General features: G+C 60.8%; 13 protein-coding genes and 5 pseudogenes. 3 read left to right on the top strand and 15 right to left on the bottom strand.

The features are described from left to right. Window positions 1-12 precede the first annotated feature (12 nt). The 13 genes and pseudogenes from U0029_RS04850 to U0029_RS04790 form a co-directional block, all read right to left on the bottom strand. Entirely contained in the window at window positions 13-441 is a 429-nt protein-coding gene (locus U0029_RS04850) for a DUF1178 family protein (protein ID WP_114852341.1), read from the bottom strand. A gap of 99 nt (window positions 442-540) precedes the next feature. After that, window positions 541-1233 carry a DUF2968 domain-containing protein gene (locus tag U0029_RS04845; protein WP_012418179.1) on the bottom strand — a complete coding sequence of 231 codons (693 nt, stop codon included), beginning with the start codon at window positions 1231-1233 and terminating at the stop codon, window positions 541-543. A 107-nt stretch (window positions 1234-1340) separates the two neighbouring features. After that, window positions 1341-1653: pseudogene (locus tag U0029_RS04840) on the bottom strand (sigma 54-interacting transcriptional regulator); the annotation flags it as partial. A 95-nt stretch (window positions 1654-1748) separates the two neighbouring features. Then, window positions 1749-2057 (bottom strand): annotated as a pseudogene (locus tag U0029_RS04835) (TadG family pilus assembly protein); the annotation flags it as partial. Between the two features lie 80 nt (window positions 2058-2137). Continuing rightward, complete coding sequence (locus tag U0029_RS04830; RefSeq protein ID WP_162790368.1) at window positions 2138-2440, bottom strand: DUF3613 domain-containing protein; 303 nt, start codon at window positions 2438-2440, stop codon at window positions 2138-2140. A gap of 108 nt (window positions 2441-2548) precedes the next feature. Next, a complete protein-coding gene (locus U0029_RS04825; protein WP_049794161.1) occupies window positions 2549-3061 on the bottom strand; it encodes a tetratricopeptide repeat protein in 513 nt (170 codons plus the stop codon). A 228-nt stretch (window positions 3062-3289) separates the two neighbouring features. After that, complete coding sequence (locus U0029_RS04820) at window positions 3290-4207, bottom strand: type II secretion system F family protein (RefSeq protein WP_012418184.1); 918 nt, start codon at window positions 4205-4207, stop codon at window positions 3290-3292. Continuing rightward, window positions 4204-5571 (bottom strand): annotated as a pseudogene (locus U0029_RS04815) (CpaF family protein). Before U0029_RS04815 ends, U0029_RS04820 begins: the two are co-directional and overlap by 4 nt. Before the next feature lie 13 nt (window positions 5572-5584). Further along, window positions 5585-6916, bottom strand: a complete 1332-nt coding sequence (locus U0029_RS04810) for a pilus assembly protein CpaE (protein ID WP_039051718.1) — start codon at window positions 6914-6916, stop codon at window positions 5585-5587. Next, window positions 6913-7275, bottom strand: a pseudogene (locus U0029_RS04805) (type II and III secretion system protein family protein); the annotation flags it as partial. The pseudogene U0029_RS04805 and the gene U0029_RS04810, both read right to left, overlap by 4 nt. Beyond that, window positions 7263-7739, bottom strand: coding sequence for an A24 family peptidase (locus U0029_RS04800; RefSeq protein WP_236824163.1), 477 nt, complete (start codon window positions 7737-7739; stop codon window positions 7263-7265). The gene U0029_RS04800 and the pseudogene U0029_RS04805, both read right to left, overlap by 13 nt. Before the next feature lie 128 nt (window positions 7740-7867). Beyond that, complete coding sequence (locus U0029_RS04795; protein ID WP_012418188.1) at window positions 7868-8083, bottom strand: Flp family type IVb pilin; 216 nt, start codon at window positions 8081-8083, stop codon at window positions 7868-7870. Between the two features lie 132 nt (window positions 8084-8215). Then, on the bottom strand, window positions 8216-9019 hold the full coding sequence (locus U0029_RS04790; RefSeq protein WP_114852338.1) for an MHYT domain-containing protein: 804 nt from the start codon (window positions 9017-9019) through the stop codon (window positions 8216-8218). A 449-nt stretch (window positions 9020-9468) separates the two neighbouring features. Between U0029_RS04790 and U0029_RS04785 the strand changes: the two are divergent. From U0029_RS04785 to U0029_RS04775, 3 genes and pseudogenes are all read left to right on the top strand, one after another. Further along, window positions 9469-10425: pseudogene (locus tag U0029_RS04785) on the top strand (ShlB/FhaC/HecB family hemolysin secretion/activation protein); the annotation flags it as partial. Between the two features lie 269 nt (window positions 10426-10694). Continuing rightward, window positions 10695-11915: a collagen-like triple helix repeat-containing protein gene (locus U0029_RS04780; protein ID WP_114852337.1), complete on the top strand. Its 1221-nt coding sequence runs from the start codon at window positions 10695-10697 to the stop codon at window positions 11913-11915. Window positions 11916-11957: 42 nt separating this feature from the next. Beyond that, window positions 11958-12494: a MarR family winged helix-turn-helix transcriptional regulator gene (locus U0029_RS04775; protein ID WP_012418191.1), complete on the top strand. Its 537-nt coding sequence runs from the start codon at window positions 11958-11960 to the stop codon at window positions 12492-12494. 48 nt (window positions 12495-12542) lie between these two features. Here U0029_RS04775 and U0029_RS04770 read toward each other — a convergent pair whose 3' ends face one another. Both U0029_RS04770 and U0029_RS04765 read right to left on the bottom strand, forming a co-directional pair. Next, window positions 12543-14186, bottom strand: a complete 1644-nt coding sequence (locus tag U0029_RS04770) for an ABC transporter ATP-binding protein (RefSeq protein WP_114852336.1) — start codon at window positions 14184-14186, stop codon at window positions 12543-12545. After that, window positions 14183-15622, bottom strand: coding sequence for an ABC transporter permease (locus tag U0029_RS04765; protein WP_012418193.1), 1440 nt, complete (start codon window positions 15620-15622; stop codon window positions 14183-14185). The genes U0029_RS04770 and U0029_RS04765 overlap by 4 nt, the downstream gene beginning before the upstream one ends. Between the last annotated feature and the right edge of the window lie 5 nt (window positions 15623-15627).

Raw genomic sequence — 15627 nt, 5'->3', positions numbered from 1 at the left:
GACGCCGCCTAGCTATTGCAGGCTGTCGTCATCCAGAAAGCTGGGCAGTGGCAAGACATGGATGCCGTCGTCGGCCAGCTCGGCGCGTTCCTCAGGGGTGGCGGTGCCACGGATGGGCCGTACAGCCGCCTCGCCCTCATGGATACGACGTGCTTCGACAGCGAAGGCCGGCCCGACATTTTCCGTCTGGCTCACCCATTTACGCATCTGACGCAGCGCCTCGGCCTGCAGGGCCTGAGGAGAAGTCTGCGCAGACGGCTGATGCAGATGCGCCACGTTCAGCCGCGGAGCGGACAGACGCTTGACGATGCTGCGGGATGCGCATACGGGACAGGACAGCAGGCCACGATTGTGTTGGGCATCGTAATCGTCATGAGACGAAAACCAACCTTCGAACAAATGACCATGCTCGCACTCGAGATCAAATACTTTCAGCGCCATCGCGGACAACAGATACCGAATCCGGCCGATAAAAAATAAGGGAAAAGTCCCGCCAGAAATGGCGGGTGGTAAACCGGCGCCAAGGCCGGACTTGACTGGCTATCTGCGGCGCGCATTATTCACGCGCATCTGTTCAGCCTGCAAGGCATCGATCTGGCGTTGCAAAGCGCGCAACTGCTCTCGCAGGTCTTGGTTTTGCTCGCCGAGCACCTGGGCTTCCTGGCGTGACTGAGCCTGACGCGCTGCGACCGCTTCTTCCTGTGCCTGGCGCAGTGCCTGATCCGCCTGCAAAGCCGCCAACTCAGCACTGCGGGCTGCAAGCTGCTGCTCCGCCTGGGCATACTGCGCCTGCAACTGAATACGCCGTATTTCGATCTCGGCCAGCTCAGCGGAGCGCGCAACGAAGGAACGATAGGCGGTTTCGGCCTGGCTGGCAGAGTTTGTCTTGATCACGCGCCAGAAGTCTTTTTGCTGGAACAGCGCGACAAAATAGCTTTGATCCTCGGGGCGAAACAGCAGGCTGGCGCCATAGCTGCCGTTATAAGCGGTGCGCAACTCCGATACCTGCCGAGCCTGAATCAGATTCTGCAACTCGGTAGCGGTGGAATTGGCGCACGGCGCAACCGGCGCGGCCTGCGCGGCCGCCGGCGGGGTAACGGGCTCGGCGCCCTTGCTCTCGATCTGCTGCACGACCGGGCGCTCGGGTTGAACGGTGGCGCAGGCAGCCAAGGAGGAAAGCATCGGAGCGGCCGTCGCCCAGTGCAAGCTCTTCCCCAGGATATCGATATTCATTCCTTCCCCTATGCGGTGAGTCCCGAACTATAGCAATTAATGAACGGTATTCGCATCGGCGTTCTTACGTAGAACGCCCATCGAATAGGCTTTTTTTAAATCTACACATCGGCCACACCGTGCTGGCGTGACAGCGCACGGAACAGCGCACGCTTTTCTGCGGCTCCGCGCGCTTCCAGATTAGGAATACGCAGCTCGATGACCGCAAGCCGGTAATAGAGGTCAGCGCGAAACTCACCATTGGCTACCAATACACGCAGGTCTTTGTTCGTCGCGGCCACTAGGCGGAAACTGACCGGGATTTCGCTGGAAGACCCCAGGCGCGTCACCGTGCTTTGTTCCAGCACACGCAGTAGTTTGCGCCTGCTGATAAAGCAGCAAATCTCCAATTTCATCAAGAAACAACGTCCCGCCATGCGCACCCAGAACGCGGCGACAGGATCAGCCGCCCACGCTGCGACCGCCTCGGCGCTTAGGCTGCGCGACGTACTGAAGGGAAGCAAGGATGACACGGGCAATGTCAATATCACCTGGACGGCGTTGATGCGCTCTCCCGAGGTGGCTGCGCGGATATCGCGGGGAGACAGCGCAACGTTGGCGGGGTCCCAGCGGTAACACTGCACCGACGGTGTGTTCAAGGCGGTATGGTAGGCACTCAGGTTTTGCTTCACATTGGCCTTGGCTGTCAGATCGGCGAAGGCGCAGGAAGCCGCGCTGCCGTCAATGACCTTAACCGCCGTCAGCGCAACCAGATCGGCCGTCTTCTGCAACTCGCGTTTGACGTAGTAAAAATAACCGAACTGCGCACCGCCAAGCAGTACCATGCCGATCAAGATAATGAGCGCGGCTGGCACCAGAATGGAGCCCCGTTGACGCAAAGCCTGCGCGCGCGTTCATATCATGCCTATTGGGCCATGCCGCCGCTGTCGCCGCTCGCTGAACGGGTGTCAAACCACGGGGGCAAGGGGTGATCGAAGCTCTTGAGATAAGGGCGCCAGGCTGCCGTGACCAGCGGCCCCTGCAAGGGCAGACCGGACCCCACCCGACGCCCGTCATCAGCCTGCGCAGCCAACAAAGCCCGTGTCACGTCGCCTGGCCCCTGCCCGACAAAAGGCGGCGCCGCTTCGGGAGGTGCTGCCTCAACCTGACGCAGCACAGCGGTTGCGGCCGGCGCCGATGTCTCGGCCCTTTCGGCTTTCACGGCCATTGCAGCCGTCAGCGGCCCTTGGTTTTGCGCCTGAGCGCGGCGCACAGCATGAGGGCGGGCAACAAGCAGTATTTCAGCGATAGAGACATGTGGTTAGCTCCGAAAGCCTTACTGCACAAGCCGAGGATTGGTCAGCCCCTCCAGCATCGGGCGTTGTAGCGTAGGAAGCGGGCCTGCGGGACTCGCCCTGACAAGGGGTCGGCCGGCGTCAGCCATCGCCGCAGGCTCTTGGCTGGACAGCGGCCGACGGATTTCCGCCGCCAGACGATAAACGCGGTCCCGCGCCTGAGGGCTCAACTGACCGCGCGTCATGATTTCCTGGGCGCTGTGATCTTCACCTTGCAATACCAGCAACAAAGCCAGATTACCGAGAATGCGGGCATTGCCAGGATCAAGTTCTGCTGCCTGCCCCAGCAGCAGGCGGGCGCCCTGCAGATCTCCCGTCCGCAACAAGGCATACCCCAGATCACCCAGATACTGCGCGTCGGTGGGACGCAGACGTACCGCACGCGCCAGGGCATCTACTGCGCCCTCGTAGTCCGACCGCCCCGCCGCCAACAGCGACTCGCCCAGCTTTCCCTGGCCGAGTTTCAAGCCCGCGGAACTAGCGGCCTGCGTCACGGCGGCCGCCCGCTGTCGGGCCCCTACGGACCCTTCTGGCCTGCGCGATGGTGCCGTCGCGCGCCGCCAGAGCCCAGTCGACAACGGCGCGATGACGGCCATGAAAGCCTATACGCCGAAACACGGCCATGCTGACGATGAGACAGCCCAGCATCATTGCCACCACGGCCCCGATAAAAAAGCCAACGCGCCTGCGGATCATTCAGCATGCTTTCCATGAGCACATCCTCATACGCCACGCGCCATGCGAAACAACAGATAGGTGCCGACCACCTGCAACATCGCACCGCCGATCAACATCTTGAAACCCAGCGGATCACGCCACATGCCCATGAAGAGATCGTTGTTGAACACAATAATGAACAAACCCAGCCCGATAGGAAGCAACGACAGTATCCAAACCGACATGCGCACTTCCGCCGACAGCGCAATCAGCTCTTCACGGGCCAGCTCCAGATCACGCATGAAGGCCGCCATACGTTCGAGAACCAGATCGCTGCGGCCGCCAAAGCGCAGCGCGAGCGAAATCACGGAGGAGACCAAATACAGTTCCTGCAGACCGTACTGACGCGAAACCTTGAGCAAGGCGCTGTCCAGATCCTTGCCCGAACGCATCAAGGCTTCAGCACGCTGAAGCACCTCGAGCAAAGGATCATCAATACTCGTCATGGCTCCTTGAAACGCCGCATTGACGCTATTGCCGATCGTAATCAGCCGCACCACGCCATCGATAAAATCGGGCAGTTGCTTAATCATGCGCTGACGCCGCTCGCCGGCCTGACGCCAAATCCGGAACAGGCCCAACACGAACAGAAGCAGAAAACCGGCAAGTGCGGAAGCCGGACCTGCCAGTATCCAAGCCAGGAAGCCTGCCAGAATGGGCGGCAAAAAAAGGATGGCGTAAAGCTTGCTATCAGAGCGCTCCCCGGCCAGCAACCGCGTGCGAGTCCACGCGCTGACGCCCATGCGGATAGGACGCAGCAAGGCCCGCTCCTGACTCCCCGCTTCTGCCCGATTCAGGCGCGAAGATAGAAAGGCTGAGGAGGCGTTGCGCCGATCTCCCGCGCTGGCCCTGCGCAACATCAGATAGGCGGCCGCCACCAACAGAATCGCCGCGGTAAGAAGCGCCAATGCCGCCATGATCATCGTCTTCTACTCCAAAAACTCCCGCTTCCGGAGTCCGGCGCGCCGTCGTTTTCCGAAGCGAGCGCCGAGCGCATTTCCGCCCAGGCGCGCGCAAGCTTGGGGGTGTGGGGGTTGATCCCCAGGCTGACCCAGTTGTCTTTGTCTTCACCATCAAGTGTCAGGTATGACTCGTAGCGATAAAGCTCCTGGGTGGCGATAACCTTGTCCCCGACTCCCGTGATTTCAGTCACGGAAATGATGCGCCGCTTGCCATTGGGCAGCCGGCCGATCTGGATGATGAAATCCAGCGCACTGGCGATCTGCCGCCCCAGACTGTCCTCACTGCCCTGAAAGCCGGCAAACCCGGCCAGCCTCTCGATGCGATACAAACATTCGCGTGGCGAGTTGGCGTGTATGGTCGCCATAGAACCCTCGTGGCCGGTATTCATGGCCTGCAACATGTCCATCACCTCGGCGCCACGGACCTCTCCGACCATGACGCGATCGGGCCTCATGCGCAGGCTGTTCCTGATAAGCTCGCGAATCGTGACGCCCCCTGCACCGTCACTCCTCCTGGCGTGATTCAAGACGCACGACATGCGGGGGGTTGAGCGAGAGTTCGGCAGTGTCTTCCACCGTCACCGCGCGCTCGCTCTCGGGGATGGAAAAGGCCAGTGCATTCAAGAGCGAGGTCTTGCCGGAGCTAGTGCCCCCCGAGACGAGCACATTACAGCGATGCTTGACAGCGAGGTTGAGCAAGCGATGGTTCTCTTCATTGAAGGTGCCGAGCACCAGCAGATCCGCTGGCCGTAGCGGGTCCTGGCGAAACTTGCGTATCGACACCATGGGACCATCGACGGCCAAGGGCTCGATCACCACGTTCAGGCGTCCACCGTTGAGCAGGCGCGCATCGACCATGGGGCAGGACTCGTCCAGACGCCGACCTAGCGGCGCGAGAATCCGCCGCACAGTGCGCAGCACATGTTGGTTGTCGGCAAAACGCAGCGCCTCGCGCGCAAGCACGCCCCGACGCGATACGAAACATTGTTATAGCCGTTGATCAGCACATCCTCGACCGCCGGATCTGACAACAAATCTTCGAGCGGACCCAGACCGTCCAGCTTTTTGGTCAGCGAAGAACTGATGTGCGCAAGCTCAGCCTCATTGATGGCCACGCTGCGGCTGCGTGCGAAACCTGCAATCTCGATTTCGACGAACGCCTGGATAGCCGTGCGGCTCCAGCGACCGAACTCTGCGCCCAACTCTTCTATACGCGACAACAGGTGTTCGTACACCTGGTTCTTGACGTCCTGAAAGCGTTGCGAGCTGGAAAAATCATCCGCTTCGCCTCCACTGCCGAACTCCATTGATGCCGACATAATCATGGCCGATACTCCTTCAGGGCAGTATCATGCGCTTGTGAACGCCGGGTAACCAAGCCGCCAGCCAGCTGTTTCTTCCGGGGCCGGACGCGGTGCGCTCAGCCAGCACTCTATCGACCAGACCTTGCACCCCCCTGACGTAGATATCGCGGTCAGCCTGCTGATATAGCAGCCGTCCCTGGTTGGTGCAAAGCATCAAGGGCAATGTGCGGTCGGGCAATGTCCCGCCCAACACCACGCCGAAACGTTCCGCGATCTGCTCCGATGTCATGCCATAGCGCTCGTCATAGCGGTTGACGATCAGCTTGAGACGGTCTCGCTGCACATGCTGCTGCGCCAGCTCTTGCAGAATGTTCGCCAGGGACACCAGGGCGCTGACGCTTTGGTCGGTGACCAACCAGACCTCCTGCGAACTGCGGGCCAGCTTGGCGACAAAATCCGGATTGGAAAAACCGCCCGCATCGGTGACCAGCAAACCATAGTGCTGCCGCAGGCGCTCAAACAGCGACAGAGAGTCGGCAGGCGACAGGCTTCGCACCTGCGTCGTATCTCGCGGAAGCGCCATGGCGCTGATGCCGGCCGCAGTATGGGCCATCGCGGAACTGAGCAAGGTGCCGTCAAGCCGTGGCAGATTGCGCGTCGCTTCCGCAAAGTCAAAATCGCTATTGATGTTGAGATAGAGCAGACAATCACCGATAGGCCAACCCAGGTCCAGCACACAGACCCGTTCATTCAGCGGCAGTTGAGCCGCCAGGACTTCACTCTTGGCTGCGCCCTTGCCGCCCTGCCGCGCCTGAGCCAAATGAGCCAGGTGCTGCTGCGCCAGACCGGCGACGTGAACCGCTAAGGTGCTGGTGCCCACCCCGGGCCGGGCGCCAAGCAGCAAAATGCTGCGCTGCGGACCCTCCCCCCCGGTTTGCCGCCTGTCGGTGATCAGGCGTTGCACAACGGCACGAATCTCATCCGGCGAGACGGACGGGTCCACAAAGTCGCTGACACCCGCCCGTAAAGCGGCGATCGCGCCATCGGGTTGAGACAGATAGCCCACGGCCACACGCGGCAGCGACGGCGCCACCCGCATTAGCACGCGCGCCATATCCGCCGCCAGCAGCAACTTACCCGGCTCCGCCTGGCCTCCGGTAAAGTCGAGGAAAACCACTTGTGGATTGATCTCGGCCAAGCGCTGCGCCAGCACATCCAGCGAAGGCAGCTCCTGAGTGAGCAGCCCCAGATCTCCAACGGCCTGCCCTAGTTGCTGCGCCACGTCGTAGTCGCTGGAACAAAAAAGAAAGCAGGTCGCCTTATCCAGGCCACCCCATTCCCAGGCGTGAGTTTTCATATCGTTCACTGTGAAAAACCCGGCATCTGCTCGCCAGCCATCGGGCCGAGCAGGTGATAGCCCCAGGCATTGAAGCCAGAGTCGGTCATTTCCTGCCGCGCGCCGGGCAGCGGCAAAGTGACGCCGCGCGCAATGGGTTGACGCAACCGGGGAGGCACGACAATGACAAGCTCGTTATCCTCTTGCGAGTACTGCACACTGCGGAAAAAAGAACCGATGATGGGCAAATCACCTAGCAAAGGAATCTTGTTGACGCTTGCTTTAGTCTGTCTCGACACCAGCCCGCTGATCATGAAACTCTCGCCATCCCCCAGTTCGACCATGGTGTCCGCTTTGCGCTTGCGCAATACAGGAATCACTGTGACGCTCTGGTTGGCGTTGACATAACTGCCAGACTGAGCGCCAGCAGGCCCAGATAGCCAGCGTATGGAACGCCGCGCCGGACTGTGCGTGGCTCGCGCACAAGCGCCTCGCACAGCGCATGTATCCCGCAGGGAACGCTCGCGAGCATCAGCACCATCAACCATGGCATAAACCCCAGCCAAAGGCCCAGAACGGCCAGATACTTGACGTCGCCTGCGCCCATGAGACGCAAGCGCCAGAATACGATGAACAGCAAGCCGATGACAAAGGGCAAGCCAGCGTCCAGCCAGCCGCTCGGGCCGCTTGCCGGCCAGGCACCGCTTATGCTGTGCCAGGCCAGCCAGGCCAACTGCGCCAGAGCGGCGAACGAGAGCAGCCAATTCGGCACGCGCCGCCAGCGAAAGTCGTACACGACAACCGTAGCGTTGAAGGCGAGCAAAACCATCCACCACACATTCTCCTTCAACAAGGCGAGACTCCCGGCGTTGATCAACGGCATCCAGGCGAGCGATGTCCAGTGCCCCTAGGCCCAGACAGCAATGAAAACGCGCGGGCTCTCATTGCCGCCAGCAAACGCAAGCTATTCAAGCAAAGTCATTAACCGCCGCTCCCGTTAGCCGGTGGGGTGGAGCTGGCTGGCGTACCAACGTTGATCAAGGCGTTGTTGATCCGCGTGAACAGACCATTGAGACCACCGCCCAAGGCGGTCAGCCCGGCAATGATCACCACAGCGATCAGTCCGGCGATTAGCCCATACTCAATGGCGGTCGCGCCGTCTTCGTCGCGCCAGAAAGCAGAAAGTTGCGCAAACATAGACACCTCCCAATACAGAAAAGCAGGTACTACTGGTTGAAAGAACGCCTCGGAATCCGGGCGCTGCCATTGCCCGTACGGAACATCCGAACCCGGTCAATCCCTTTGCCTCAGAACAACCCTGCCTGCGGCTCAAGCGGCAGGTCCTGCTGACCGCGTACCGGCCAAGAAGCCGTCCATTCGCGCAGCCATACTCAACTGGTACTTCTTGTAGCTGCGATGCATCTGCCAACGCATCGCGAGGAGTATCAATAAGGCGCCGCAGAAGGCCACATAGGACAGGAGCGCACCTCCCACCTGCCCGACCTCTGGAAAAGCCGTGGTACACACCACGACTCCCACAGCCACGCCGGTGTAATGCATGCCGCAGATTGCGACAGCCATCACCGCGGAAGCCGCCCCACGCTGCCATTCGCGCTGCACATTGAACGCCAGCCAGATGGCCACCGTGGCCGCGAGAATAGCGATGAAAATCGAGAGCGCGACCAGCGAGTTATTCCAGCGGAACACGGCGGGCATGCGTATCGCGCTCATGCCGATGTAATGCATGGCCGCCACGGCCATGCCGACAATCCCCCCCCCCGCCACCAGACAGCGGGCCAAAGAGAAAGGCCGGCCGCCGACATAGAAAAAAGCGGCCGCCGAAAAACAGATGGCCACCAGGGCGCTCAATAAGGTGGGCCACAGGCTATAAGTCACTTCAAAAGGCAGGTTCTGCGCCTGCATGCCGATGAAGTGCATTCCCCAGAGGCCTATGCCTCCCATCGCCAGCGCACCGAGCAAGACAAAACCCTGCCAGTTGTCTCCATACTGAACGCTCAAACGGATTCTTGCCGCAGCGCTCAGGGCGACATACGCGCCTAGAAAAGCAATGACAAAAGAAAGGGCCACCAGACCCGGTTGCAAGGACAGCGGAACCACGTCTCCGAGACTCATCTCCGCTCCCTGTTCAGTTCACTGGAGCACTCGCTGGATGCCATGCATCGCCGTGCATCCTGACAATCACCTCTGATTCAGAGGCGACCCGAACATTACTGGACTTGTTGTTTTCAAATTTTCATCCAGTGTTGATGATTGAGCTTTTGTTTGCATCCGGGTTTTCCCTTCGCAAGCAACATTACGACACTCGAAACGAACGAAGAACCTTTTTTATTTAAAAATAATTTTGATTTTGCGAGGAAAATTTCGAACAACGAAACAAAGCAGCAGCTAACTCGCCGCCATGAATGGCGACTCTTTATATGGGTTATCTTGGATTGCGGCAGCTTCCACTCAGGGGCAGCATGACTCTTAGTCTGAGCAGAAGTGCTTTGAAATAATGCCGGATTGATTTCGCATTTGGCGCTTTTCCACCTGAACTGCCGAGAGTGTGAGCCAACAAGATGAAGCTACGCCTGACCGCCAGCGTTCCCCGCAATACCGACGACGTCAGATATGTGGCCGGAGACATTCGCATCCCAGTGGGAAATGACGGCTGGTCCGTGAAGGTGGATGGCTACCATTACGAAGCCAGGCCCCACGACGAAGCCATCCAACGTCTGGGCTTCAAGCGCAAGATCAGGACCGACCGCATCGGCCTAGGAATGAGTTACCCCTTTTTGCTCAACAATCGCCGCTCCATCAGCGGTACGCTAGGCCTGTATGCCAGCAATGGCAAAGACCGCTATAGCCAAAGCGGCGCCGACAATTGGCTCCGTGAGGATTCCCGTATACGCGCAGCCACGGCCGAAGTCCGCTATCTCGACGTTCTGCAGGAGCGGTCCACCGATCTCAGCCTGGGGGTGTCCAAGGGTTTGGACCGTGTGGGCGCGCGTGCCAAGATCACTAGCAACTACGGTTACCAGGCCACCCCTGCAACCGAACTGGATTTCACGCGCTGGAACCTGAGTTTGCGCCAGGCCTTCACCCTGCCTAAGCAATTTGGCCTGGTCTTGAGCGGCGCGGGTCAGTGCAGCAGCGCGATACTGCACGCTTCAGAACAGGTTGCATTCGGCAGTTGGCGCTTTGGCATGGGATACCCGCAAGGAGAAATCCGCGGGGACAAAGACCTGGAACTATCGGCTGAGATCAACCGCCGCTTCAGCATCGGCTACCAATACCTTGCAGCACTGCAACCTTATGCGCTGCTTGATTACGCGCGCACTTGGTACAACAACCCGGCCCTGAAACCGCTCAATCCCAGACATCTGTCGTCCCTGGCCTTCGGCTTGAGGATGACAGAAGACAAATACTATTTGTTTGATTTCAATGTCGCCAAGTCTGCCAGCGCCCCTGGCGTCAATGGCGACAACCGCGGCCTGCGCTTCAATGCGAACTATTCGATTTTCTACGACCCGCTCTGAGCGTCATCCGGCGTTACGTAACGTGCCACGTAACATCCGGCAATTTTCGTGGAAATACAACATTCGCAAGCGCGCCGAATTCGTAAAAATCAGGTCGAAATTCTTGCGAGATAAACACCAAAAGCATCAAGCCATTGATTTAAATGAATTTTTTTCCTAAGCCAGAATTGATTTCATATCAAGACCGACCTTCATAAACGTGGCATGAATCCTGCGTCTGTGAAAGCATAAGGCGACATACAGCCTGACTTTCGATCCGCGAGGAGAACATGATGCAAGCACAGACGGATACCCTGCGCGGCACTGCCCGCTTTAGGCTGTCCCTGATAAGTGTGGTGGCTGCACTGAGCGCCTGCGGCGGCGGCCGTTCCGCGAGCGCTGGCGCCATCGGTGGCAGCGATGGCGCAGGCAAGCCATCCACCAATCCACCGGTCACGACCCCAGTCACGACCGGTCTGCTGCAAACCACGTTGGGCGGTACCGGCCAAGCCGTCGACAACGCCCTGCCTTTGAATGCCTCCGCCGCGCTGGGAGGTCTGGGAAACGCCCTGGACCCCGCGACTCAACCCATCGTCAACACGGTAGAAAATCTCACGCAAACCGTGGGCAGCAACACAGGTCTGGGCGCGCCCGTGGCGGGCCTCCTGAATTCCTCCGGTTCGGCAGTCAAGCAACTCGGTGACAACATCGCCAAGACGAGGCGAACTCGCAGCCTGGGCGATGGCGTGGGCGGTCTGGCCCGTGGGCTCGGCGACACCCTCAGCAGCGCCAGCGGTTCGCCGCTTGCCGACCCAGGAAACCCGGCCCCATTGACGGCCGTAGCCAAGAATGCGCCCGCTGCGGTGGGAGCCCTTACGCCCCCCCTGGGCAGCGGTCCCCTGCGCCCGCTCGCTGAGGCCGTAGGCGAGTTGCAGAACGCGCTGCTGCCCAAGGCCAAGATCCCCCTTCTCGAGCCCGCGCTGAACAACACGGGCCGAGCCGTTGATAAGCTGATGCCCCTGGGCCAGCAGGCCGCATTGAGCGCGGCGGGGGCGGGCCTAGACCCGACCGTCGCGCCCATCGTCACGGCTCTGAGCGATGTCACGCAAAAAGCCGGTGATGCAAGCCCGCTGGGCGCGTCGATTTCCGGCCTGCTCAATAACGTAGGCGCGGACGCAGGAACGACAAATCAAGCCGGGCTAGACAGTGCATTGCAAGGTATCGGCCGCGCGGTCTCTGATTCGGGAGGCGGACTGCACGCCCCCCCGACAACCGCGCCCCTTTGGGCGCCGTCCTCAAAGACCTCACGGGCGCCGTGGCCTCGCTGGACAGCGGAGCGGCGGACAGCGGCCGCCTGCTCGCTCCCATCACGGCTGCACTGCGAGGTGGCGCAGACGCAAACAACGGCGGATTGCCGGGTGGCGGTCTACTCGGCGGCATGCCGGCCGGCGGCACTAGCGCCGGCACGGGGGCGGCAAACGGCAACAACCCCGGACTGCTCGGCGGCCTAAGTCCCAAAAAGTAAGACCGACCAACCATCAGGGAGCGACACTATGTTCGAAGCAGATCATCCCCTCAGCGAAGCGCGCGGTATTCCGCATGACGGGGAGGCCGCTATGGAAGCAAGAGACGTCGTCGATATCGCTGCGATTCTGAGTCAACAACTCGCCGTCTATACCGCCGCCCACCAGACTATGGTTGCCGAACGTCTTGGTCTGTCGGCCACGGAACTCAAGGCCCTGGAGCTGGTGCAGGAATTGGACGCCTTACCCACCGGCCAGCTTGCCCTGTTGCTGGGCATCAGCTGGGGCGGCACGACGGCCTTGGTCAACCGCCTGGAAAGCTCAGGGTTTGTACGGCGGGAACGGCATCCGCTGGACCGGCGCGTGATCATCGTCAGCCCGGTAGCGGAGCATTGTGAAACGCTTAAGCAGGCACGCCAAGCCATGTTGGAAGAGGTGAGACTGCTGAGCCGGCAGTTTGATCCTGAACAGATACACACCGTACACGCCTTTTTGCAACAGTATGTCCGTGGCTTGCGCCATGACATGTGCCTTTGGCTACAGGCTCGAAACAACTCGACCCATTGAACGGGCCCCATCCCACGCAGCGCGCTGCGTGGGATGGCTTGGCGGCGATCAAGCGCCAAACGCCAAGCGAGGCACGGCTTTGAGAAGGCGGCGTGTCAAGGCATGCGCGGGCCGCTGCAACACCTCGGCGGCGTCGCCGACCTCCACGATTTTTCCCTCGGCCATCACCGCGATGCGATCCGCGAGATACTCGACGACGCCGAAGTTGTGGGTGATGAACAGGTAGGCAATACCGAGATCGCGCTGCAACTCCTGGAACAGGTCGAGAATCTGTGCCTGAACCGAGACATCCAGCGCGGAGGTCGGCTCATCGCAGATCAGAACTTTGGGCTCCACGGCCAGCGCGCGCGCAATAGCGATGCGCTGACGCTGCCCGCCGGAGAATTCGTGCGGATAGCGTCGCGACGTGTCGGCGGGCAGCCCAACCCGGCACAACAAGTCTTCAGCACGCGCACGACGCGCCTCGGCGGGCATCTGCGGATGCAACGATGCCACGCCCTCATCGAGGATATCGCCGATACGCATGCGCGGGTCCAGCGAGGCATAGGGGTCTTGAAAGACAATCTGGATATCCCGACGCAAGGCCTGCATGGAACGCCGGCCGGCCGTCAGCAGATTCTGACCATTGAGCAAGGCGCTGCCGCTCACGCTTGCCCGCTCGACCAGGCGCAGCAAAGCCTTACCGGTCGTCGTCTTCCCGCAGCCCGATTCGCCCAACAGCGCCAGTGTCTCCCCCGCACGCAATTCGAAACTCACGCCATTGACGGCCTTGCTCCAGGACTTCTGCAAGAAGCCGCTGCGCACCGGGTAATGCACGCAAAGATCCTTGACTTCAAGCACGACCTCAGCAGCGCGCCTCGGCGCCACGGCAGCCGGCGCGCTCTTCGCAGACAGAGGGCGTCCGCGTTTTTCGAAGGTGGGAACCGCGTCGAACAGCTCTCGCGCATAGGCATGGCGCGGCGCAGAAAAAAAGCTGCAGGCGTCTGCAGACTCGACGATTTCGCCGCCCCGCATCAAAGCAACGTGATGTGCAGTCTGACGCACGATAGCAAGATCGTGCGTGATCAACAGCACCGCCATGCCCATTTCACGCTGGATGTCGGCCAACAGTTCCAGCACCTGCGCCTGCACCGTGACATCGAGCGCCGTCGTGGGTTCATCCGCAATCAGCAGCAGGGGCTCTGCCGCCAGTGCAATTGCGATCATGACGCGCTGCTTCTGGCCACCTGAAAACTGGAAGGGATAGTCATCGACACGCCGCTCCGCCTCGGGGATGCCCACCCGGGCCAGCCACTCGATAGCGCGACGGCGGGCCATCGCACCACGCAAGCGGGTGTGCGCCGTGAGCGTCTCGATGATCTGCTCACCCACACGCATGACCGGATTCAGACTGGTCGAGGGCTCCTGGAAGATGATGCCAATCCTCCCGCCTCTGACGCCGCGCATCTGGCGCTCGGTCAGGGTGTTGAGATCCTGGTCGCCAAGGTTGACCTGACCACCGACAATGCGGCCAGCGTCGGGCAAGAGGCGCAAGAGCGCCAGCGCCGTCATGCTCTTGCCACTGCCCGATTCTCCCACCAGGGCGAAGGTCTGGCCCCGCTCTATGGCAAAGCTCAGGCGCTTGACTACATGGGCCAGACGGTCATCGGCCTCGATGGCGACATCCAGATCCTGTACGTTAAGCAGCGTCATTGGGCGCCTCCGGTCGCTCGGTTCAAACGGGGCCGGAATCGCCGGCTGCGCGGATCAAAAGCATCACGCACGCCATCGGCGAACAGATTGGCCGCCAATACGAGGGTGAGCAGAAAAACAAAGGCCGAGAGAAGGTTCCACCAGATCATGGGCTCACGCGACATCTCGAAACGCGCACCGTTGATCATGGAGCCAAAGGAATTCATGCTGGGATCAACGCCGATGCCGAGATAGGAGAGCACCGCCTCATAGAGCACCAGACCAGAAAACTCCAGCACGGCGGTAATCAGCACGATATGCATGACATTGGGCAGCAGATGGCGCAGCATGATGCGCCAATGCGATACGCCAAATGCACGCGCCGCCTGGACGTATTCCAGCTCGCGCAGCTTGAGCGTTTCGGCGCGCAGCAGGCGGCACAGCCCCGACCATCCGGTGAGCCCGAGAATCATGCACAAAATGAAAAGTCGGGCGTCGGCCCGCGCCGCCGAGGTATCGAAATAGCTGGCGTGATTCTCGATGTAAACCTGCATCATCAATGCGCAGGCAGCCACCAGCAGCACCCCAGGAATGGAGGTCAGCGTGGTGTAGAGGTATTGAATGGCGTCATCGACCCGCCCCCTGAAATAGCCGGCCGCAATACCAAAGGCGATGGCGGGCGGCAACATCGCCAGCGTCGTGAGCGTACCGATCACCAGACCGGTTCGTACGCTCTTGAGCGCCTGCCACAGCACATCATTGCCGGTCTGGTCTGTGCCCAGAACGTGATAGCCCGTGGCCAGCCCACCCAGACTGCCGACAAGCAGGCAAAGCAGCAGAAAAGTCAGCCACATGGCGCGCCAGGGAACGCTGGTGCGACCTCGCAGCAGATTGACCAGGCCCAAGCGGCGGGCAAGCAAGGCCGCCAGAATGACACCCGCCAGCAAGGCGCCAGCCAGACCGGCCCCAGCGCCCTTCAACAGCCGGCTGCGCGCATCGGGCCAGGTATCGGTAGCCGGATTTTGCAAATGCCGGCCGCCATGCTGCAACCGTGGGAAATCACGGTTTACCGTACCATCGGGACCGACCATGCTCTCCTTGGTGAACTGGTACGAGGCCAGTGGCGCGGAATAGGTTTTCTCAGGTTTGCCCAAGAGGGTGGGCGCCAGCAAGGTATCAAGCAGCGAGGTGACGGCCGGGGCGTAGATGACGGGCGCGTCGGGCGCGGCATTCGGCGCGGGAGGCAGACGCGTTTGATAATGAATCGAATCCAGCAAACCCACCGCGACAAAGCAGGCCAGCACCACGGCCGAACACATGGCCGGCGTATCGCCTGCCACACGCCGCCAGGTCGCGCGCAAATTGGGGCTGCGCCACACGCGCCAGAGATAGGCCAGCCCCGCGACGGCGATCAGATAGAGAGCAATGTCTGTCCAGAGAAATACAAACCTAGGCATGGCGG

Origin of the sequence: Bordetella avium (assembly GCF_034424645.1) — a bacterium.
Taxonomy (GTDB): Bacteria; Pseudomonadota; Gammaproteobacteria; order Burkholderiales; family Burkholderiaceae_B; genus Bordetella; species Bordetella avium.
Note: the sequence above shows the minus strand (reverse complement) of the source record. Positions and strands in the feature narration are given on the sequence as shown.